The organism is Nostoc sp. 2RC, from assembly GCF_014222165.1.
Classification (GTDB): domain Bacteria; phylum Cyanobacteriota; class Cyanobacteriia; order Cyanobacteriales; family Nostocaceae; genus Nostoc; species Nostoc linckia.
Genome location: NZ_JACKZU010000056.1, coordinates 1 through 21,402, shown reverse-complemented (window position 1 = coordinate 21,402; position 21,402 = coordinate 1). Strand labels below are relative to the sequence as shown.

Genomic DNA, 21,402 nt, shown 5'->3' with positions numbered 1-21,402 from the left:
TTACCTTAAGAAAACTCCAAAAAATAAATTATTCCGCTTGGGGTCGTTGACGGTTGACACTCAGCAGTCAACAGTCAACAGTTAACAATCTTCTGTGGAATATTTTTTTACTTGGAAGTCCCTAAGATTGTGACACAAAACGTCAGTCTCTTAGACCATTTCAAACTCTAACTGATGACTGTTGAGAAAATCATGGGTGAAATGATCTACCACATTTGTATCAGCTAGTTCTAAATTGTAAAAATCCACAATTTCATGCTCAAAATATGGCCCAGCGTGCCAAGTTCCTTGATGTAATTTGATAAAACAATTACCAGGAATGCGGAAAGCAGCAATTTTTTCTAAAACTGGTTGATTTAAATCATTATTTGGCGGACAAACTGCAATTAACCAATCTTTGCCTTCCAAAGAACCCAAACATTGAGTACATTGTAGGTGGCGAGTAATTTTATGAAATCTTCGCCCCCTTTTATTCAACCGCATGATATAAAATCGCGGAGTTCCATTTTGCAAGTTTAATTCAGCATCTTCGGTATCATAAGCTTTGCCATCTTGACTCGCAAAGATTACTTGTCCATAGGGCGAAAAGTTTTCCGGCGTTATCCATTGCGCCTGCAATTGTTGTAGTGTTTGCGAACTACTCATAATCAAAATTTTTTTCAAATAGGTATATTATAAGAATTCAGAAGTCAGAATTCAGGAGTCAGAATTCAGGAATCAGAATGGTTTAGGTCACATTCGCTACGCTCACAGAATCAATTAATTAAGCCGTAGAACAAAATCAAAAACGCCTACAAAGATGATTGATTTTTCACTCATTCTGAATTCTGAGTTCTGAATTCTGTCCCAAAAACAATCTTAGCTAGCTAGATAACTGCGTACTTGTTCTTTTTGACGCCTGAGAAGACTGAGAGCTTTTTGTTCTATTTGACGTACCCGTTCTCGGCTAATGCCCATGCGATCGCCAATTTGTGCTAAAGAAAGTTCATGTCCATCTGTGAGGCCAAAACGCAAGGTTAATATTTCTCGCTGTTGGGGAGATAGCTTTGATAATAAGTTTTGTAAATCTTGATGCAAGGATTCTTCGGCGGCGTAGTCTTCGGGAGACAGTCCGTCATCTTGCAAGATGTCTTGCAATTCCGTATCCTGCTGTTCCCCCACTCGCGCTTCTAGGGAAAAGGGCTGACGCGCTAAAAATAAACACTCACGAATTTGACTTGGTGTCAATGACAAGGCTTCGGCAATTTCGGCTGTGCTGGGAACGCGACCTAATTGTTGAGATAATTCACGCTGTACCCGCTTAATTTTATTCAGTTTTTCAAAGATGTGAATTGGTAGTCTAATTGTACGTCCTTGTTGAGCGATCGCTCGTGTGATTCCTTGACGAATCCACCAATAAGCATAGGTTGAAAACTTATAACCAAGAGCCGGATCGAATTTATCTACTCCCCGTTCTAAACCCAAAGTTCCTTCTTGGATTAAATCCATAAATTCCAAGTTGCGGTGCTGATATTTTTTCGCCACAGCTACTACTAACCTCAGGTTAGCTTGAATCATTTTCTGCTTGGCTTGCTGTCCTTTACTTAGCTGTTGCTGCAACTCTTCAACACTCAAGTTCGCTTTGTCTGCCCATTCTTGCAAGGTGGGTTGATGGTTTAGTTTCACAGCCAATTCTTCTTTAGCCGCTAATAAATTCATCATCTGCTGCACTTGTTGGGCAAAAATAACCTCTTGCTCGCGAGTCAACAAATCTACACGTCCGATTTCTTGCAGATAAATACGCACAATATCATCTGTAGTTCGAGCTTTTTTATCTGCAACTAAGCTTTTTTTCTGCGTTTTTTGTACTTCGGGTTGTGGAGATGTTAAGTTGCTCATGGTTATTCACTCCTATGTAACCTAATGAATTTATTGGTATCAAGTCTAGATACCCAGACTCATAGCCCTTTTACACCGCTAATCTATCCATTGGCAAGACTAATCAATTTTTGTCTTTGATAAATTAGAAGTTAATTATTCAAAATAATCAACCCCTAATCAACTTATTTCAAGATATTAACATCTTTAATATCTAAAAATCAATTACCAAAAGTATTATTTGCATATAGGAATCCTATTTCAGTTCTGAAACATATTGGTGTTGACTGTTAACGGTTGACAGTCAAGGACTCTAACATATAACATCTCAGCAATTATTTGGGATTGCTATATATTTTTTGTGAGTCACACTTACTTATCGCTCTATGTTTGCATATTGTCAAGTTTATTCAACACAAAACAATTTTTTTGCCTCTAACTTCTGATTAAATTATTTAATTAAATAATCAATAATTAAGTTAAACTTAATTCACCTTCAGATAGAATCTTAGCGGATGGTGTTTGGTTTACTGTTAATCAAGGATTACCAAATAAACACCCGCATCCGCTCATCTTCATTCAAATTGCATCTTTGCATCTTTCTAGAGAGTGGAATTGTGCAATTTCAAAGGCCCTTGTACCAAATTGCACGCAGATATCTGCATAGCGTCTGGTATTATAAATGTAATAGTTAGTGACGACATTTTTTAGCCTAAAAGTAGTAACAGTGGTCACATTAACATCAAGAATAATAGTTGGCAAGATAGGAGCAGGGGTGTAGCCCATTACCAATTACGAATTATCTCGTTCTCAACAACTGCACAAACGTGTTACTCACCGTATTGTCTTTGGTGTCGGCGGCGTATTGAATCAATTTTTCCCGCAGTTGCTTGGCTTGCATCTAAGGGAAGTAAGGTTGCAAGCAGGAAGTAAATGTCACAAAATCAGCGATCGCCCATTCTATCTATTAAGGGAGACGCTGCGCTACCAAGCCTCTTAACCCATCCAACGCACTGGCTCCTGTTGACTGTAATATTGATACACATACAAGCACTTGTACGGGCGAACGGCTGTTCGCCCTCGCCCCTACCTTACGCAACGGCGGGTGAGCAAAAAAAGGTGTGGGGAGTGTGGGGAGTGTGGGAAGTGTGGGAAGTGTGGGGAGTGTGGAGGGTAATTTTTTGGATACTTAGCTAGAAATCCCACACAAAATTTCGTTCACCCCGCAACGGCTGTACCCTATGGGAAGGCAGACCCTATTTAAGACTTTTTACTTTATAAATGACACAAATACACGTGTAAGGGTGAACAGCCGTTCGCCCCTACAGATGATTGTATGTGTATCAATATTTTGGTGAATTGGTATTAAGGCGGGGTAAACTTTTTAAATACAACAAAGAAGCGTAACCCAACAAATACCTGGGTTACGCTTATTTTTTGTAGGATTTTTGTGTCTTGAATTTGCTGTTAAATTTAAATCGTCAATATAAAACCGTTGAATATCAAATTGACAAAATTATCACCTAAGAGCCTCACTTGAATTCCTCCAGTGATTGCTATCATATCTGCCTCAAATAGTTTTCGTTCTTTCATGTGATTGTCAGGTTGTAAGTCGGTAATTTTGATTCTGGACATATTTTTCTTTAGATTTTTTTGAAATCTAGGAGAATTTTCCTTTGAATAACTACCAATCTCATCAACCAAAAGTTAGAAAATTTACTATTTATATGCTTTTTAAATAGACATTATTAGGATTGCTGTGTAGGAATCTAACTTGATTCATGAGCAAAAATCTTTGGAACAGATGAATAGGCTGTAGCGGCGTACAGCTGTACGCCCTTAACCATCTATTTGTATTAGGTATTTTGTGAAATGGTATAAAGTGTTGACTACAAACCTATCCAGAACAAGCTGCTAGTTATTTAGGGACAATAAACCCATATTTTTTGAGTATATCTTTAGCTTGATTACCAGATAAAAACTGGACAAATTCCTTGGCAGCAGTAGGATTTTTACTGCTTTTGACCACAGCGATGGGATAGACTATCGGTGAGTGAAACTTATCATCGGCAGCAACTACAACTTTTACCTTATTGGAAATTTTGGCATCAGTGGCATAAACTAGACCGGCTTCGGCATTACCGGTTTCTACGGCTGCTAAGACTTGACGGACATTATTAGCAAAGACTAATTTGGGTTTGAGGCGATCGTAAAGTTGCAATTTCTTTAAAACTTGCTCTCCATATTGCCCTGCCGGTACGCTTCTGGGTTCACCGATCGCAATTTTTTTAATCTTGGCATCTGTTAAATTATAGAAGCTAGTGATGCCCACAACATCCTGAGCTACTACCAAAACCAGACGGTTATTTGCTAAATTGGTACGCGTCCCTGCTAAAAGCAATCCTTTTTGTTCTAATGCATCTACTTGTTTTTTACCTGCCGAAATAAAAATATCTGCTGGCGCACCTTGTTCAATCTGTTGCTGCAAAGCACCAGAAGCGCCAAAATTATAAGTAATATTCACATTTGATTTACTTTGTTGGTACAGAGGCTTAATTTCTTCCAGCGCATCTTTGAGGCTAGCAGCGGCTGACACAAGTATGTTGTTCGACTGGGCGACTACACGAGAAGGAGTAACTAGTGGTAAAATAATTGCTAGCAATAAACCAGCAATTGCTATACCCAAAAAGCCAAAAACTTGTCTTCTTTTCATGGAAAAAGCACTTTAGAGGTTTTTTTCATCAAATTGATGCTAGCTAGAATCCTACCAAAAATACCAAAATTTACCCAACTATATCGGTAAAATTTTTGTATCAGATGTTCATCGACACACCCCGCCAAATCTTCAAAACCCTATATTTCTCGTTGAGGTGTGTCGATGCCTTACAGGACAAGGGTTTGAGGTGTGTGTTTGACTTAATTTTTCACAAGATATATATTCTTTTTCAGATGTGTGTCGATTTGGCGGCTGAAAGCCTTGCGGGGCAAAGCGTTCTGAACGAACTCTTTACCGATTCCCTGAAATCGGAATTAATGGAAACGTGGGGAAATTACCAGAGGGCCACCAACCAGTATACTTTACCGATTCCCTGAAATCGGAATTAATGGAAACTGTTTTCAAAACGCTTTACCTAACTCACCAGGGTCCTTTACCGATTCCCTGAAATCGGAATTAATGGAAACGAAGTATGAGTGGATGGAGCAGCATCTGGCCAGCCTCTTTACCGATTCCCTGAAATCGGAATTAATGGAAACTCGCTGATGTGTCCACTGTAGGCAGCAATGATTTTGCCACTTTACCGATTCCCTGAAATCGGAATTAATGGAAACGCATCTGTGATATCGCCATCAGTGTTTTGAAAAGTGGCTTCCTTTACCGATTCCCTGAAATCGGAATTAATGGAAACTTCTTGCTGTTGAGATGCGGTGCAACATCACCACTTGTAGCCGCCTTAGCAAGGAATCCCCATAAAGCAAGAATCCCACGGCTTTTTGTTAAACTGAGCAAGAGCGATAGTTTAACAGCCGTGGGATTTTCAGTTATGCCTTCTCCATTTCCTGGTATCAAGTTTAAATAACAAAAATTGTGTCGCCAAGCCTTTTTCAAAAATCAGCCAATACCAACGTTGAATAAAATTTATCACTCTCTAAAAAATAGTGATGATTATAAAGTTTTACCGAGTAAAGTTGCTCAATTGGTATTTAAGCAAGTTGATAAATGCTTTAAATCCTATCAAAAAGCTAAGAAAGAATACGAGTTAAATCCAGGCAAGTTTTTAGGTGAGCCAAAGCTACCTAAATATAAACACTCTTCAAAAGGGAGAAATATTTTAGCTTTTAACAATCAAGCTTTTTCTAAAAAAGCCCTAAAAAAAGGTTTAATTTCTCCCTCTGGATTATCAGTGTTTATTAAAACCAAGCTTGCTGAAATTGAAGAAGTTAGGATTATCCCCAAAAATAATGTCTACATTATTGAAGCAGTTTATGAGCAAGAGGAACCCCCCGTAGTAACTAACAACAGAATCGCAGCAATTGATATAGGTTTAAACAACTTAGCTACTGTTAGCAGTAATTGTTTAGATTTTAAGACTTTTATTGTTTGTGGCAAGGCTATCAAATCGTGCAATCAGTTTTACAACAAAGTTAAAGCTAGTCTTCAATCTCAGTTACCTAAAAATCAAAAAGCGCAAAGTCAGAGCCAAGGCTTCCTTGGATCTGAACTTTGTAAGAGGACTTCTAGAAAAATAGAAGCACTAACACTCAAACGTAACAACAAAGTGGATTATTACCTCCACACAGCTAGTAGATTTATTGTTAATCATCTAGCCAGCCAAAACATAACGCATTTGATTATAGGTAAAAACGAGAATTGGAAACAGAGCATTAATTTAGGAAGTAAAAATAATCAAAACTTCACTAGTATTCCTCATGCTCGATTTATCCAACAAATAGAATATAAAGCTAAACTTGTTGGAATCAAAGTACAAATCAGCGAGGAGAGCTACACATCCAAATGTAGTTTTCTGGATTTGGAACCCATTAAAAAACATGAGCAATATTTAGGGAGAAGAATCAAGAGAGGTTTGTTTAGGTCTAAGTCAGGAAAAATCTACTCAGCAGATTTAAATGGTTCGCTAAATATATTAAGAAAGGTAGTTGGGGACTCTATCTTCGATAGAAACTCAATAGAGAGGCTTGTAGTTAGCCCAGTAAGGCTTACGCCTTACCAAGCTAGAAACATTTGATTATGTTTTTAGTAACTATGAATCCCTATTTGGAACATCCTTCTCTCTGGACAGGAATTCATCATACAACAACTCAAGAAAATACGAATTACGAATTACAAATTATTAGCCATCTCTAATAACTGTGCTTCGGTTAGCTGGTTAACTCCCAATGAAATGGCTTTTTCTAACTTAGAACCGGCATCTTCTCCTACTACTAAATAATCTGTTTTTTTACTCACAGAATCAGTCACTTTTCCGCCGGCTTTTTGAATCAATGTCTTTGCTTCATCGCGTTTTAAAGTTGGCAATGTACCCGTAATTACGAAAGTTTTTCCAGCAAATTTTTCATTAATATTATTAACTGTTTCTGTTGATTCTGTGGCAGTAAATTGCAATTCTTTTGCTTGCAAGCGTTCTATCAATGTTTGGTTGGCATCAATGCGAAACCACTGATAAACAGATTGAGCAATTTCAGCGCCAATGCCATAAATACCTTCAATATCTGATTGTTTCGCAGCTGCTAATTCTTCTACGGTGGCATATTTTTGAGTCAACAGTTGGGCATTGACGCTACCTACATGACGGATGCCTAAACCATACAATACCCTTGACCAAGGTTGGTTTTTTGATTGAGCGATCGCATCGATCAATTTCTCTGCCGATTTTTTGCCCATTCTTTCTAAATCATATAATCTTTCTTCTGTCAACTCATATAAATCGGCAACGGAATGCACCAAACCTTTATCAACGAGTTGATATACCAACTTTTCACCCATACCTTTAATATCCAAAGCATCACGGCTTACCCAATGTTCGATGGAACCTTTGAGAATGGCTGCACAGGAAGCATTGACGCAGCGAGTCACAGCCTCACCTGATTCTCGCACCACTGGTTGACCACACACTGGGCAATGGGTAGGCATAATAAAGGGTTCGGTGTCAGCAGGGCGGAGTTCTTTGAGTACTCTAACTACTTCTGGGATGATTTCTCCGGCTTTGCGGACAATTACAGTGTCACCGATGCGGATATCTAATTGAGCAATGCGATCGCTATTATGTAAAGTAGCGCGGGAAACTGTCGTCCCCGCCAGTTGTACGGGACGCATCTGGGCTAACGGCGTTAACGCCCCGGTTCTCCCCACATTCACAGCTATATTTTCCACACGGGTGGGTGCTTCTTCGGCGGGATATTTCAAAGCCACCGCCCAACGAGGAAATTTCTGGGTAAAGCCTAGTTGTTCTTGGAGTTTAAAAGCATCCAACTTGACCACTACACCATCAGTCATGTAAGGTAAATTCAGCCGTTCGGTATCCCAGTATTCATAATATTCTGCTACTTCTTCTAGGGAAGCACACAATTTATGGTTGGGGTTGACTCGAAAACCCATTTTTTCTAACAATTCCAACGCTTCCCATTGGGTATTGGCAATACTAGCGTCATCTCTACCGGGAATGTGCAAGGTGTAAGCAAAAAAATCTAGTCGCCGCTTAGCGACAATGCGCGAGTCTAGTTGTCTGAGAGTACCAGCCGCAGCATTCCGGGGATTAGCAAATAATTGTTCCCCTGCTTTTTGCCTTTCTTCGTTAATTTGTTTAAATACTTCCAACGGCAAAAAAGCCTCGCCTCTAACTTCCACCCTTTCTAAAATTTCTAAACCTTCAAAATTCAACCGTAGCGGAATTGAGCGAATTGTCCGAACATTTTGGGTGATATCTTCACCCATCACTCCATCACCCCTAGTTGCACCCCTGACTAAAATGCCATTTTGGTATGTCAAAGCCAAAGCAGAACCATCAATTTTTAATTCACTGACATATTTCACTGAGTCTAGTTTCGGTACTTGTCGCCGCCAACGTTGTTCCCAAGTTTGCAACTCACTGATGTTAAAGGCATTTTCCAAACTATACAGGGGAATGTTGTGGCGCACCGAAGTAAACTGAGTCGCTGGTTTCTCACCCACCCGCTGAGTAGGACTATCTGGTGTGGTTAATTCTGGATGCTGAATTTCTAGTTGTTGTAATTCTCGATATAACTGGTCATAAACTGCATCCTCCATTATGGGAGCATCCAAGACGTAATAAGCATAACTGGCTTGTTGTAATAATTGGCGCAGTTCTTCTGTGCGCTTTGCTAGAGTTTGAATTTGTGTCATCAGATTTTTGTAAAAAACTACGAATAAAACTTAAAGACGATAAAACCTGCCATAAGCAGGTTGTGGATGCATAACCTTAGACTGATAGTCGAATAGCCCTGGCTGGAAACAAAAACGTCTACTTTTATAGGGTACTAAATTTAATACCAATAGTCCCATTCATGGATACAGCTAATACCGTCCTAGATTAAGTCCGTCAAGTCTCACGAATATCTTTACAAAAGATTCATTTTAGGCAACTAATCCTGATGAAAGTGTCATAATTGAAGAATGTGCTGTTCAAGCTTGAAATATTCCCCTAATTACTATCTGTCTTCATCTCCCAAAAATTTTTACACTAGACAAATAAATACTACAACTTGTATTATAAAATTAGTTTCGACTACAAATACTACAATGTTATCCACCATCAGGAAATTCTCTTTAACCATTGATACCATGATGCATCGTCAACCAAGCAAGGGTTCGGGGACAGGATTTGGCGCGTCTGTTTTTGAGGAAAGGTATCGGTTATTGGTGGGTCAATATGCCAGTGAAAGCATAATTAGAGCCATCGGTCTAGCGCTCAATTCACATGGAATTTTTCACAGCGGGAGGTGCAACAGTCTCATAGCACCCATAATCAGGCAAAACGTATCAACTACCTGACCCCCGCTTTTGACAACCAAAAGTGGGGGTTATTTTTTTGAGGAGCCTTTTACACATGCAAGTCCAGCAGCAAACTCAGCAACCACACATACTACAAAATTCGGTGGTGGTCTTTTCCAAAAACTACCTACCATTAGCACGTATCAACATCAAACGAGCAATAGTACTGTTAGTTACTGGTCAAGCAGAATCATTGGATTTTGGCAGTACAAAGCAGTGGGAAGTTCGTTCGCCTAGTGTTGTACTACAAGTTCCGGAACATATTCGTTTGACAACGGGTAATCCAGAACGACACTGGAAAGTACCACCTGTAAATCGTCGTGAAGTACTAAAGCGCGATAACCACACTTGTCAATACTGTGGTAGCAGCAAGCGTTTAACCCTCGACCATGTGATACCTCGTTCCAAGGGTGGACAACACAGCTGGGATAACGTTGTCACAGCTTGCGAAAAGTGTAACTCAACCAAAAGCGATCGCTTACCTCATGAAGCTTCTATGGTACTCAAAACCAAGCCCAAAGCTCCAATTCATCCCGCCGTCGCCTTTGCAGAACATTTTTGGAGCGTACAACGGCTGAATGAAAATGAGTAATAAGGGAATTCCAGGTAAAAAATATTCTACAGAAGATTGTTGACTGTTGACTGTGAACCGTCAAGGCTTTCACTGGAATAATTTATTTTCTGGAGTTCCTAAATTAATGCGCGCTCAAAAAGCATAACTACACTGGGGTGGTTGTTGACAGTTAACAGTTAACAGTTAACTGTCAACAATTTAGCTAACAAATCTTCTTGAGATAGTGCCGCAGCATTGCGAAATTTTTCATTTGCTTGCACAACTAGTTTTGATTAACGAACCGCCAAGAGCGCCAAGGACGCAAAGAATAAATTAAAGAGAAACTTTGTGTAAGTTGTGAATTTATATCTATTTCTAGTAACCCATAACGCTCAATATCCTATTGATATTACATTCTTCCTTTGCGCTCTTTGCGTCCTTGGCGGTTCGTTTACTTATTACTTCTTCACTTAACAAATTACTATGCAACTTCTTATAACTGTGCAGATTTACTATTAATTCCCATCCAAATTTGTTCTTCTGGCGACAATTGATATAATTGTTGTTGAAACCAATCTTCAAATTTTTCTTGCAACAATCTTTGGCGCATAAAATCATCTAACTGTGCAGAAATTATTTTTTCCACACGGACAATTACCCATGAATTTCCAAAAGCTACGGGTGGTTGAACTACACCAACTTGACTTGTATAAAGAAGTTGAGCAAAATTTGGAGTCATACTACCAAATTCCACTGGGCCGATAATGCCGCATCTATCAGCTTCCGAACCTTGAGAATATTCTCGTGCCAGTTCAGCAAAGGAAGATTCTGCTTCTGCAATTCTGAAAAATAGCTCGTTAGCAATACTTTTATTGTCGGTTTGAATCAAAGAATAAATCACTCGGTCTAAATATCTTTTGCGTTGGAGAAAGTAAGATTCTATTTGATGTCCCCAAGTTATTTGTTTGAACTTTTCTACTCTCAGCTTTCGGGTTGCCAAAAGTTCTAATTGTTCTTGATTTAAACAATAACGTAAACACCAATTTTGTATTTGTTCTTCTGTTGTCAAATCCCAATGCTGATAAAATTGTTCTAGGGAATGAGATGTTTCTGCTGGTGTGCAGATGATTGGTGCGTTGGCGTAGCCCGTCGTAGACATCGCCGATTCAATTACCCTCTGTGATAACAATTGCGGTATCAAGTTGTAGGCAACTAAAACAGAAATCGTTTCTCTTGGTATGTCAGCGTAGCCTAACCCAGGCATTCCACTATTTATTTGTATAACTTTAGTCATATTAGTAGAAATATTTAATCGTTGACTGTTGATTGTTGACTGTTGACTGTAAACGGTTAGCAGTCAATAAACCTAACATGTAATATTTCATAAATCATTTGGGATTTTTATATAATGCTTGCAGCATTTTGATAATTAAAAGCATTACCTGACAATGCTTTTAATTATCACCAACTAATGCTAAGCAAAAGTGGTGGTGAAGTGGTCAAAATTCAAGGTGTAGCCAGTATTGCCACTAAATTGCTGGACTTGTAAGAAGTAATCACCAGATAAGTTGATGTTGGAAATGACATCAGCCGTAGTACCACCTCTAGTAGAACGTGCAATTTCCTCGCCTGGGTCAACAATGCGATTGTTGTTCAAATCCTGAACCAGTCGGATATCGGCATCAGCGAGAAGTCCGCTGAGTCTAATGTTGACACCTTCAAATAATCCTAGAGAGAACTTGTAGGTATCTGTGGTATCGCTATCATTGATTAAACTAGAGCGAGTAACATCACCAGACAAATTACCAAGTTCAAATTCTTTAGGTAGAAGATTGCTGAAACCAGCTGTGGAGTTTGGTGTAGTGGCAGATACAGCAAAATCGTAAGTTACAGTACCGGAACTACCAGGAGCAAAGCGACGGACTTGGGCAAAATAAGTACCTGTGGTTTCCCGATTATTGATGGATTCATCTCTGTTGCTAGAATTAGCAGAAAAATCAACTAATTGGTCGCCGGAATCAAAGATACCGTTACCGTTGTCTCGAAAAAGAAGTAACTCGGCATCATCACCAGTGCTGATATTTGTTAAAGACACATTAATGTTTTTAGTGCCGCTAATTTGAAATTTAAAGACATCAGTAGGATCGGATGTAGTTAAAGTGGTGTTATTTCTCACAATTGGGGTAGTGCCTACTGTACCAAGATTAAATGTAGCCATTTGTTTGTCCTTTAGTTTGGTTGTTGTTAATAATGTGGTTAGTTAATACTAATTATTGAAAATTAAGCAATATTTAGAAAAAAACAGTAACTTATTGCTGCATTAATCTTTAATCCTAATTGGTATTAATGTCTGCCACAATTATCAATACGTGTAAAACTAAAATTTATGCAAGATGCTATATTTTTGATGTTGAAACATTTTCCTCCTTAATCTCATCTTATAAAGATGGAAAATTAGAAAATATGGTGAAACATTATAGGGGCGAACAACCGTTCGCCCCTACAAAGAATTAATGGTTCAAATAGATGAAAAATGTTGTTAGCAAAATAATCTTAGATCAACACAACATCTGTATTAATTGAGAAACCAGCAGGTTTATTTTCCAGAGTTGCAAATACTTGTCCTTGGTAAGACAAACCACCAGTGATGTTGTTATAGCTGAACTGACTGACGTTACTAGCACCAAAGCCAATTTTGCTAACGAGAATTTTATCTCCCTGTGCGTATTGGAAATCTTTGATAATGTCTATGCCGTCGAGTTTAGATTCAAAGTAAAACTTGTCTGCGCCTAAACCGCCAGAGAGTATGTCATTCCACTTACCACCAGCAAGATAGTCATTGCCAGCATCACCATAGAGTGTGTCATTTCCAGTACCACCATAAAGGGTGTCATTACCTTCATTGCCATAACCAACTAACGGGGTGGATGTGCCACGACCATCGAGTAAGTCATTACCTGCACCGCCTGTAAACTGGACACTGGTGATGCTAGTGCCAGCCAAGCTGTTAACATCGAAGATATCATCGCTGCCTTGACCGTTGACTTCAAATTTTTCGGCAGTGTCTACAGTCAATGTAAATGGTACTAAGTTTAAGCGGTCAAAGATGGCTCTACCTTGGGCATCTTTTTGTAAGCGGAAGGTATCGCCAGCAGCAGCCGCACCATTGACTTCGATTACATCATAGCCAGCGTTACCACTCATTTTATCGCTGCCATCGCCGTTATTCCAAATCAGCCTATCGTTTCCGGCTCCACCTACAAAGATGTCATTACCGCGATCGCCAATTATGGTATCGTTGCCATCACCACCTGATAACCAATCAATGCCGTCACCACCGCGCAACAAATCGTTACCACTATCGCCCCAAAGACTATCATTCCCAGCACCACCATCTATAATATCGTTGCCTGCTAATCCAGAAATGCTATCGTTGGCATCAGTACCCGTGAGAATAGGGTAGTATATTCCGTTTTGAATTGTGCCGTTGTCGTTGAAATTAGTACCAAATTTAGTGACCATGTATATTTTCCTTAGGCTATGGAACCTTACACCTATCGATACGTGGGTTACTAAGGTTTATGCAGGGTAATAGCAATACGACTTACGCAAAATTATGAAGAAACAAACCGCAAAGGACGCATTCGCGCAGCGTCTCGTCAGAGAAGAACACAAAGGAATAAGAATTTCAGAGAGTTTTTGCCTGAGTATCAATTTTTAACAAGCGTGCAATTGAGTTGTGAGGCGACGCAATTGAGTTGTGAAGCGACGCAATTGAGTTGCATTGCAGCGATCGCCTAAAATAAAAACAAGAGTAGAGGTGAGAGCGATGGTTTCCCAAATCGAATCTTCTGCACCTGCGGAGATTATCTATCCAGAATCCGATGGTCAGCCAATGGCAAATAATACAGAACACTTTGAAATTATTGTGCTGATTAAAGGTAATTTAGATATTCTCTTCGCAGAGGAACCAAATGTTTTCATCGCCGGCGATTTATTTTGGTATCCTATTGAAGGCAATAATAAGATTAAATATGCACCCGATGTAATGGTTGCCATTGGTCGCCCAAAAGGTCGTCGTTCCTCTTATAAACAGTGGGAAGAAGCAAACCAACCGCCCCAAGTAGTATTTGAAATCCTCTCGCCAGTGAACACACCAGTAGAAATGGCTCGGAAGCTGCTGTTCTACAATCAATACGGTGTAGAAGAATATTATATGTACAACCCGGCAAATAATGAACTACAAGTTTGGTTACGGGGTGAATACGGTTTAGATTCAGTAGATTTCGATCAAAAATGGATTAGTCCGCGCTTGCAAATTACCTTTGATGTCTCTGGCGAAAACTGGCAACTTTCCTACCCAAATGGTAAGCCCTTTACAACATTTCGAGAATTAATGGCACAGTCTCAAGTTGCACAACAACAAGCCCAAGTTGCACAGCAACAAGCCCAAGTTGCACAACAAAAATTGCAACAAGCAGTACCGAGACTACTGAGTATAGGATTAAATAGAGAACAAGTAGCCGATGCTTTAGGATTGACTATAGAAGATGTAGAAGCGATCGCCATGAACCTCTAAATTGAAAATAAAGTGTTGACTGTTGACTGTCAACGGTGAACAGCCTACCAATTTTATCTAGAGCCGCACAACTCCAAAAACTTTGCGTACCTACCCTGCGGGTTCCGCCTTTGGCGGTATGCGTTTACCTTGGCGTTACTCTGCGTTAAAAAATATACAATTATGATACTAACAGATTTGATATTGGCGCTCTAATTCTTATATCTGTGTCAGAATTTTTCTTAAATGTCTTATCTGTCCTTGCATCTTGGGTTTATTACTGCAAAATAGAAGAGATTGGTAAAAATTATTTCTTTCTCATAAATTTGCCAAAAAACTTGTAAAACACTGTAAATCTAACTAAGCTAGATTACTGAATTAATTCATGAACTTAACACTTTCAGAACAGTACGAATTTGTACCGCGTTTTTTTAGTCTGGCGATCGCAAATATTCTTTCCAATCTGATGATACCTCTAGCAGGTTTAATCAGTGTGGCTTTTTTGGGTCATTTGAAAGAAATCGACGCCTTGGCGGGGGTTTCCATTGCGAATATTTTATTTGGCCTCGTCTATTTGATTCTTGAATTCTTACGCATGGGAACCACTGGGTTGACAGCTCAAGCTGTGGGAGCAGACGATGGAGAGGCTGTACTGCTAGTGGGACTACGCAATGGCTTAATCGGCTTGGTTTTGGGTATTGCTGTAGTAGCTTTGCAGTATCCTTTACGAGAAATAGGTTTTTCGGTTTTGAGTGGTGATGTGGCCATTAAAGCTGCGGGTATCGAATATTATAACGCTCGGATTTGGGGAGCGCCTGCTGTTTTACTCAACTTTGTTCTCATCGGTTGGCTGTTGGGACGAGAGGAAAATGGTAAGGTTTTGATACTTTCAGCTATTGGTAACGCAGCCAATATAGTTTTAGATTACATATTTATTATTCAATGGGGTTGGAACAGTACGGGGGCTGGAGCATCTCAAGCATCTAGTCAATATTTAATGTTGTTTATTGGCATCATCTTAGCTAGTCAAAAAGTTCAGTGGCAAGAAATACGAGCAGTGTCTCCACAAATTATGGATTTGTCTGCTTTGAAAAATACTTTATCTCTCAATAGAGATATTATGCTGAGAACTATCACTGAAGTGTCTGTCTTTGCATTTTTTAGTAATTTAAGTGCCATGATGGGTACGATAATTTTTACCCAAAATTCTTTATTGGGTCAAATCGCACAGCTAAATGTTTACTTAACTAATGGACTGGGATTTGCTACGGAAACTTTAAGTGGAAACTTTAAAGGTAGTGAATCAAAAGGAAAATTTCTACCTTTACTAAGAGTTTCAGTTGCAAGTAGTTTGTTTATTGGACTGAGTATAGCAACAATTTGTATTTTCTTCCCTCAACCACTGTTTGGAATATTAACGAACCACACTGAAATTACGGCAAATATTGACAATTATATTTGGTGCTTATGTTTCATACTGGCATTCAATTCAGTTGCTTCAATGTTCGAAGGATATTTCTTAGGTTTAGCAGAAGGTAAAATTGTTCGTAACGTCAGCTTTATCGCTACATTTTTTGGATTTGTCCCATCAGCTATAGCAGGTTGGTATTTCCAAAATAACTATATTTTGTGGCTTTCAATCATATTATTTATGTTTGCCAAAATGCTGACAATGCTAGTTTATTTACCAAAATCTTTGAGCTTTGATACTGAAGTCGATTCGCCTTCTCTGACAGCCGTTGAAAATTAAAGGAGAATTCAGAACTCAGAATTCAGAATTCAGTATGTGTAGGGTGTGTTATTGCGAAGCATAACGCACCATCTGATATCATGTACCCTTGATTAGGCAATAAGCAACAGGATTATAAAATAGTAAAGTGTAGGTAATTTTGTTCAAAAATCAAATAAAGTTTCCATATTAAGGTTATCAACAGTCAACAGTCAATTATTTTTATAATAATTAAAAGCTTAAAAAATAAAGATAATTTCTATAAAATTATTTCTTTACCATATACTAAATTAAGTTGATGCAATTGTAATTAAAATGAGAGAACCACCAGGGGCAGACATAATTATTATCAACAGTCAGCAGAAAGTTTTACTTGTACTTCGAGACAACAAAAGCTCTATTCCTTTTCCTAACACTTGGGCATTGTTGGGAGGATTCATCGAAGAAAATGAATCTCCGGAAGCAACGATTCGCAGAGAATTAGTTGAGGAAATGGAATTAGAATTAGGCGAGATTAAATTCTTTAAGTCTTATTTTTGGCAAGAGTGTGACGAACATATTTTTTGGACACGCCTCGATTTAGATATTTCTCAAATCACACTGCATGAAGGTCAAAAGTTAGCATACTTTAGTCGAGAAGAAATCAATCAACTTGAATTTGCTTCTCACTACGATCGCATTTTGGTTGATTTTTATGATTTCTTGGGAAAAAATTTAGAATTAAGTATTGGTTAAAGATGATGAAAAGTTCAGTTGAAGAAAAATTAAAAAATACATTACCAAAAGATATTGCTGAGGGGTTAGAGCAGGCTTTAAATTATTTACCTGGAGGAAAAACAGCAAAAATAGAAAAACCGGAGTCTGAAGGATTATTTAATCATATTTTATTCATTACAATAGCAGGCGATCGCTACGTTTTTCGTGCCAGACGAGATGTTTCCACTGAAGCCGGTGATGCTTATATGCAGTATATGTATGAAGCTACTGGTTTTATTCAAAATGGCGGTTCCTTTAAACTGAGAAATATTGCTGATGAAGTTGATTTTCTCCAACGGGCTTTAGCTGCTGGTTTACCAGTTCCCAAATTCATCCATGCAGCTGAAGATTGGATGCTAATTGAATATGTCACAGGCAAAACCTTATGTGAGTTTTTAGAAGCTGGAGAAGTAAAATTTCTGCCGAAAATTTTACAGGAAATTAATTTAGCTCACAGACAAGGAATCATTTATGCCGACCGTTGGGGCGGTAATGAAATGATTGATGATGAAGGAAACGTGCGAATGATTGATTTTGATATTGAATGGTTTTATCAAGGCGGTAATGACGGCACTCTTGAAGCATTAGAAATGGCATGGACTATTTTTAATGCCATGAGGGTGACAAGCAGACGCGATGATTTATTAAAAATCGTAGAAATTGAAGTTTTACCTGCAATCAAAACCTGGGGCTATGACATCGCCAAGATGAAAAAGTTCATTGAAGGTTTATGCAACTTTTATCTCGATCCCAATAAGCCAAGTAACGCTTGGTCTTTACCAAACAGTTTGTATATTTCAATGCCAGAACCAGCAAATCGTTTAGTGGCGATGTTTGCTGAAGCTAATTAACATCTACAGCATATTTTACGTAGAGAGACGTTATGTATAACGTCTCTACAGCTGCAATTTAAATTAGGGCGTTGCTGATTTAATTTATAAAAACAATTGATTGTACATAATATAAAAATCCTTGTAGAGACGTTGCATTGCAACGTCTCTACATTGCATTGCAACGTCTCTACTTAAAGTTAATTTCCTTCATCACTTTCACGTTATAGTAACGAGAATCTGTGAGAGAATTGGGGAGTTGATTAGCTTTAAATGCTGAAGCTAAATCTTGAATTGCATTTTCCACTGTATGTGAAGGTACAAATCCCAATTCTTGCTTGATTTTCTCTGAGGAAATATGGTAAGAACGTGTATCATTTGTGGGTGTAGTAACAATTTGTACAGACTCTCCCACAACCTCACGAGTCATCTCTGCAATTTCTGTGACTGTATAATTTTCATATCCCACATTGAAAATTTTACCGTCGATCGCTTCATCAGGCCATTGCAGAGAGTTGAGATAAAGTTGCGCCATATCTTGAATATGCAGACTTGGCCGCTTATTATCACCACCAAAAACTGTAATTTTACCGTTATTGATAGCTTGGTTTGTAAAAATATTGACTACTAAATCTAGTCGCTGGCGAGGAGAGTAACCGCATATTGAAGCTGGACGCACTATGAAAGTCACGAATCCTGGTTCTCGTTTACTTAGTAAAACTTCTTCGCATAAAGCCTTATAACGAGAATAATCTGTTAAAGGCATTAGCGGCAATTCTTCGGTGACATTTTCTGTTTCTTTAATACCGTAGACGCTAGCAGAAGAAGCATAGATAAATCGCTTAACACCCGAATCTTTTGCCACATCTACCAAATCGAAAAAGGCATCGTAATTAATAGAACGTCCTAAATCTGGGTCTAATTCAAAACTCGGATCGTTGGAAATGCAAGCTAAATGAATTACTGCATCGCATCCCGGCATAATTTTTTCTAGAAGTTGGCGATCGCGGATATCGCCTTCAATCTCCTCTAAGTTAGGATTATCTTTAACACCAGCTAATACATCTTTGCCATAAAGATACAAATCCAGCACCTTCACTGCATATCCAGCTTGTAAAAGCTTAGGAACTAAAATAGCCCCCACATAACCAGCGCCACCAGTCACTAAAACTTGTTTAATTGAACTCATAAATTAGCTCCTTGATAATTTTTGGAAGAAGAATTCTATCTTCCTAAAATGTGCAGATTGTTTTGGCAAACTTGAGTAATCGCGCTTTTTCTACAGGCTTTTCGTTACCTAAAATATTTGCAGCGATCGCTCCTGCTAAATTTCCTAAAAACGATCCCAAGCGCAAAGGTAAATCTAATTTGGCGCTCATACTAGCTAAAGCAAAAAAGGCATCTCCCGCCCCTGTGGTGTCTTTGACTTGTTGTGTCATCGCTGGGGTAAGTTGCATTTCTCCGTTGGCTTGAATTGCCAAAGAACCCGCAGCCGCCAAAGTTAACCAACCTTGTTGCGCCCCTAAATGATATTGCAAACGTTTTAATAACTCTTCCCGATTTCCGTGGCGGTTGGAAAAGGCGAGACGAATTTCTTGTTCGTCTATACAAAAACTATCGGCTCGTTGATATTTACTAATCAAGTTGTAACCGTAATTAGCACTGTTGGTTTGACAATTTAAGGCAAGAAATGGTGCTTGGTTTTGAATCAATTCAATAGCCGATGCATCAATCAATCCATGACCATAATCTGCCAAAATTACTAAATCACAATTTTTGAGCAACTTTTCCCAAGAATCCAATAATTTTTGACGTTCTTCGGGTATCAATCCCTCTTCATTCATGGAGTTAATCGCAAATAGTTGCGTATAACCTTTGTTTGTTCCCTGTTGTTCGATATAACGACGCTTGGTGACAGTGGAATAATTTTCTGCACACTGCAAATTTAGATGCAGGGAACCATTTATATGATTGGCTATTAAGCGATGCACATCTGGTTCGCCACCGATGGCGCTAGCTAAAGTTACAGACTTAGCGAAACTCGATAGGTGACGAGCAATGGCAAAGACTCCTCCCAAATGCTGTTCTTTTTTCACAAAGCGAGTCGCTGGCGCTCTCCCTTTGGAAGTTAAACCTTGCACAGTGCAATGAACAAATTCATCAATAATAATATCGCCAAGTACTAAAACATTGAGATGCTGCATTGCATCTACAGCATTTGTAATTTGCTCAAAACTATACTGCTGACTAAAATCACTGGCGTAATTTTTTAATTCGGAAGGGAGAACATCAAGATAATTATTAATTAACCGCGTTGAACTAAAAGTAATTTCTTGGGTATAGCGAATGTCACCGCCATAAGCTCTAACTTGGGCAATTTCTTTGTCAATGTTGTGGGTTACATCTTTTTCGGTTTGTGCGTATTCGTCTCCCTTGCAATAAATATGGGGACGTACTTTTTCAATTACTTCTAAAGCCGTTATCGCCGGAGTTAAAATCACATAATCAACACAAGCTAAAGCAGCGATGGAACTTAAACGCAATTCATCAGAAAATATTGGTCTTCCTGGCCCTCGGTTAATGTAGGGAGTTGCAGTTAAAGAAACTACTAACAAATCTCCCATTGCTTTGGCTGCTTGCAGGTGAGCAATGTGTCCGGGGTGCAGCAAATCAAATACACCATTGCAAAGAACTATTTTGCGCCCCTGTTGTCGGTAGACAGCAAATACTTCTGCACAGGTTTCAAAGTCAAGGCTTTTTTCAGTATTGATTGCTAGTTTCATGGAATCCTAAATTTGATGGTAATTACATTCAGCTAATTTGTGTCGAAGTTACATCAGCTTAAGATGCTTGAATTTCATGAAAACTCAGATAGTTATTTGCATCTCTACTAGGTAAAGCACCTTTGACTAAGCCATCTATAATGCAATGACAAATACATAAATGCATAATTTCTGCAAAACCATAAGACATAGTTGGTACATAAAAATTCAGATGTCCCAACTGACGCAAAGGATTATTAGGTTGGAAGGCTGAAAGGGTAATTACATGACAACTCATTTCCATTGCTTGGCGAACACCCGCGAGGATATTTGCTGATTGTCCAGAGCTACTAATTGCAAATAAAATATCTCCTGATTGAGCAAATGTAGAAATTGGTTTGCTGAAGACTTGCTCGTAGCCAAAATCATTACTAATGCAGGTAACTAAAGCACTATCATTAAAAGCGATGGCTGGAATATTACCATTGCGCCAAAAATCAATGGCTTGATGGCTAGCTACAGTAGCACTACCTCCATTTCCAATGAAAATAACTTTTCGCTGCTCTTGATGTTGCCGATTGATTAAATCAGCAGCTAGGTTAATCCCCTGAGAATTTGTGAAAGATTTTCCTTGGGAATCTGTTACCTGAAATTTTTCTCCAAGATTAGCTAATTGATGAAAGTAATCAGTAGAAAAGGAGTATAGTTGCTGCTGCACTGAAGGCATTGATTTTACCTAAAAATTACATTTCTGAGCAATGCTTTTTTATTTTTTATCAAAATAAAAAAGATTTTTTATAGTTAGTTTATTTTTTAATAAAAATTAAAC

Annotated in this window: 17 protein-coding genes and 1 CRISPR repeat array; of the genes, 6 read left to right on the top strand and 11 right to left on the bottom strand. The window is 38.6% G+C overall.

Annotated elements, in window-relative coordinates:
• Positions 1-150: 150 nt before the first annotated feature.
• From GNE10_RS09280 to modA, 4 genes are all read right to left on the bottom strand, one after another.
• Positions 151-645 carry an ureidoglycolate lyase gene (locus GNE10_RS09280; protein ID WP_185564816.1) on the bottom strand — a complete coding sequence of 165 codons (495 nt, stop codon included), beginning with the start codon at positions 643-645 and terminating at the stop codon, positions 151-153.
• Positions 646-858: 213 nt separating this feature from the next.
• The gene (locus GNE10_RS09275) at positions 859-1,878 is read right to left on the bottom strand and encodes an RpoD/SigA family RNA polymerase sigma factor (RefSeq protein WP_185564815.1); all 1,020 of its coding nucleotides are present in this window, start codon (positions 1,876-1,878) and stop codon (positions 859-861) included.
• 1,452 nt (positions 1,879-3,330) lie between these two features.
• On the bottom strand, positions 3,331-3,492 hold the full coding sequence (locus tag GNE10_RS09265; protein ID WP_185564812.1) for a hypothetical protein: 162 nt from the start codon (positions 3,490-3,492) through the stop codon (positions 3,331-3,333).
• 283 nt (positions 3,493-3,775) lie between these two features.
• The gene (gene modA / locus GNE10_RS09260) at positions 3,776-4,570 is read right to left on the bottom strand and encodes a molybdate ABC transporter substrate-binding protein (RefSeq protein ID WP_185564811.1); all 795 of its coding nucleotides are present in this window, start codon (positions 4,568-4,570) and stop codon (positions 3,776-3,778) included.
• Positions 4,571-4,862: 292 nt separating this feature from the next.
• Positions 4,863-5,264: a CRISPR direct-repeat array (repeat unit 36 nt; unit sequence CTTTACCGATTCCCTGAAATCGGAATTAATGGAAAC).
• 177 nt (positions 5,265-5,441) lie between these two features.
• On the opposite strand from modA, the gene GNE10_RS09255 reads away from it, so the two are divergent.
• Positions 5,442-6,602 (top strand): RNA-guided endonuclease TnpB family protein, encoded by a 1,161-nt coding sequence (locus GNE10_RS09255; protein ID WP_221642792.1) that lies wholly within the window; start codon positions 5,442-5,444, stop codon positions 6,600-6,602.
• Positions 6,603-6,697: 95 nt separating this feature from the next.
• Here the strand turns inward: GNE10_RS09255 and ligA are convergent, their stop codons facing one another.
• A complete protein-coding gene (gene ligA, locus GNE10_RS09250) occupies positions 6,698-8,737 on the bottom strand; it encodes an NAD-dependent DNA ligase LigA (RefSeq protein WP_185564807.1) in 2,040 nt (679 codons plus the stop codon).
• 703 nt (positions 8,738-9,440) lie between these two features.
• On the opposite strand from ligA, the gene GNE10_RS09245 reads away from it, so the two are divergent.
• On the top strand, positions 9,441-9,977 hold the full coding sequence (locus tag GNE10_RS09245; protein WP_099067676.1) for an HNH endonuclease: 537 nt from the start codon (positions 9,441-9,443) through the stop codon (positions 9,975-9,977).
• Positions 9,978-10,431: 454 nt separating this feature from the next.
• Here the strand turns inward: GNE10_RS09245 and GNE10_RS09240 are convergent, their stop codons facing one another.
• The 3 genes from GNE10_RS09240 to GNE10_RS09230 all read right to left on the bottom strand — a co-directional run bounded on the left by GNE10_RS09240 (position 10,432) and on the right by GNE10_RS09230 (position 13,460).
• Positions 10,432-11,232, bottom strand: a complete 801-nt coding sequence (locus GNE10_RS09240) for a peptidylprolyl isomerase (RefSeq protein ID WP_185564804.1) — start codon at positions 11,230-11,232, stop codon at positions 10,432-10,434.
• A gap of 180 nt (positions 11,233-11,412) precedes the next feature.
• Positions 11,413-12,156 (bottom strand): PPC domain-containing protein, encoded by a 744-nt coding sequence (locus GNE10_RS09235; RefSeq protein ID WP_185564802.1) that lies wholly within the window; start codon positions 12,154-12,156, stop codon positions 11,413-11,415.
• 335 nt (positions 12,157-12,491) lie between these two features.
• The gene (locus GNE10_RS09230; protein ID WP_185564799.1) at positions 12,492-13,460 is read right to left on the bottom strand and encodes a calcium-binding protein; all 969 of its coding nucleotides are present in this window, start codon (positions 13,458-13,460) and stop codon (positions 12,492-12,494) included.
• 307 nt (positions 13,461-13,767) lie between these two features.
• Between GNE10_RS09230 and GNE10_RS09225 the strand changes: the two genes are divergently transcribed.
• The 4 genes from GNE10_RS09225 to GNE10_RS09210 all read left to right on the top strand — a co-directional run bounded on the left by GNE10_RS09225 (position 13,768) and on the right by GNE10_RS09210 (position 17,832).
• Complete coding sequence (locus tag GNE10_RS09225; protein ID WP_185564796.1) at positions 13,768-14,517, top strand: Uma2 family endonuclease; 750 nt, start codon at positions 13,768-13,770, stop codon at positions 14,515-14,517.
• Between the two features lie 364 nt (positions 14,518-14,881).
• Positions 14,882-16,246: a guanitoxin biosynthesis MATE family efflux transporter GntT gene (gntT, locus tag GNE10_RS09220; RefSeq protein WP_185564793.1), complete on the top strand. Its 1,365-nt coding sequence runs from the start codon at positions 14,882-14,884 to the stop codon at positions 16,244-16,246.
• 294 nt (positions 16,247-16,540) lie between these two features.
• A complete protein-coding gene (locus GNE10_RS09215) occupies positions 16,541-16,960 on the top strand; it encodes an NUDIX domain-containing protein (RefSeq protein ID WP_099067679.1) in 420 nt (139 codons plus the stop codon).
• 2 nt (positions 16,961-16,962) lie between these two features.
• On the top strand, positions 16,963-17,832 hold the full coding sequence (locus GNE10_RS09210; protein ID WP_185564790.1) for a hypothetical protein: 870 nt from the start codon (positions 16,963-16,965) through the stop codon (positions 17,830-17,832).
• 169 nt (positions 17,833-18,001) lie between these two features.
• On the opposite strand, the gene GNE10_RS09205 is transcribed toward GNE10_RS09210, so the two are convergent.
• The 3 genes from GNE10_RS09205 to GNE10_RS09195 are packed head-to-tail and all read right to left on the bottom strand — an operon-like array spanning position 18,002 to position 21,300.
• Entirely contained in the window at positions 18,002-19,000 is a 999-nt protein-coding gene (locus GNE10_RS09205) for an NAD(P)-dependent oxidoreductase (RefSeq protein WP_099067681.1), read from the bottom strand.
• 43 nt (positions 19,001-19,043) lie between these two features.
• A complete protein-coding gene (locus GNE10_RS09200; protein WP_185564786.1) occupies positions 19,044-20,594 on the bottom strand; it encodes a PfkB family carbohydrate kinase in 1,551 nt (516 codons plus the stop codon).
• A gap of 58 nt (positions 20,595-20,652) precedes the next feature.
• Positions 20,653-21,300: an SIS domain-containing protein gene (locus GNE10_RS09195; protein WP_185564783.1), complete on the bottom strand. Its 648-nt coding sequence runs from the start codon at positions 21,298-21,300 to the stop codon at positions 20,653-20,655.
• Between the last annotated feature and the right edge of the window lie 102 nt (positions 21,301-21,402).

Bases quoted from the DNA above. Each gene is read 5' to 3' on its own strand.
- GNE10_RS09230 (WP_185564799.1), bottom strand. From the start codon at position 13,460: ATGGTCACTAAATTTGGTACTAATTTCAACGACAACGGCACAATTCAA.
- GNE10_RS09195 (WP_185564783.1), bottom strand. From the start codon at position 21,300: ATGCCTTCAGTGCAGCAGCAACTATACTCCTTTTCTACTGATTACTTT.
- GNE10_RS09225 (WP_185564796.1), top strand. From the start codon at position 13,768: ATGGTTTCCCAAATCGAATCTTCTGCACCTGCGGAGATTATCTATCCA.
- GNE10_RS09205 (WP_099067681.1), bottom strand. From the start codon at position 19,000: ATGAGTTCAATTAAACAAGTTTTAGTGACTGGTGGCGCTGGTTATGTG.
- GNE10_RS09235 (WP_185564802.1), bottom strand. From the start codon at position 12,156: ATGGCTACATTTAATCTTGGTACAGTAGGCACTACCCCAATTGTGAGA.
- modA (WP_185564811.1), bottom strand. From the start codon at position 4,570: ATGAAAAGAAGACAAGTTTTTGGCTTTTTGGGTATAGCAATTGCTGGT.
- GNE10_RS09275 (WP_185564815.1), bottom strand. From the start codon at position 1,878: ATGAGCAACTTAACATCTCCACAACCCGAAGTACAAAAAACGCAGAAA.
- GNE10_RS09200 (WP_185564786.1), bottom strand. From the start codon at position 20,594: ATGAAACTAGCAATCAATACTGAAAAAAGCCTTGACTTTGAAACCTGT.
- ligA (WP_185564807.1), bottom strand. From the start codon at position 8,737: ATGACACAAATTCAAACTCTAGCAAAGCGCACAGAAGAACTGCGCCAA.
- GNE10_RS09280 (WP_185564816.1), bottom strand. From the start codon at position 645: ATGAGTAGTTCGCAAACACTACAACAATTGCAGGCGCAATGGATAACG.
- GNE10_RS09240 (WP_185564804.1), bottom strand. From the start codon at position 11,232: ATGACTAAAGTTATACAAATAAATAGTGGAATGCCTGGGTTAGGCTAC.
- gntT (WP_185564793.1), top strand. From the start codon at position 14,882: ATGAACTTAACACTTTCAGAACAGTACGAATTTGTACCGCGTTTTTTT.
- GNE10_RS09210 (WP_185564790.1), top strand. From the start codon at position 16,963: ATGATGAAAAGTTCAGTTGAAGAAAAATTAAAAAATACATTACCAAAA.
- GNE10_RS09245 (WP_099067676.1), top strand. From the start codon at position 9,441: ATGCAAGTCCAGCAGCAAACTCAGCAACCACACATACTACAAAATTCG.
- GNE10_RS09215 (WP_099067679.1), top strand. From the start codon at position 16,541: ATGAGAGAACCACCAGGGGCAGACATAATTATTATCAACAGTCAGCAG.
- GNE10_RS09265 (WP_185564812.1), bottom strand. From the start codon at position 3,492: ATGTCCAGAATCAAAATTACCGACTTACAACCTGACAATCACATGAAA.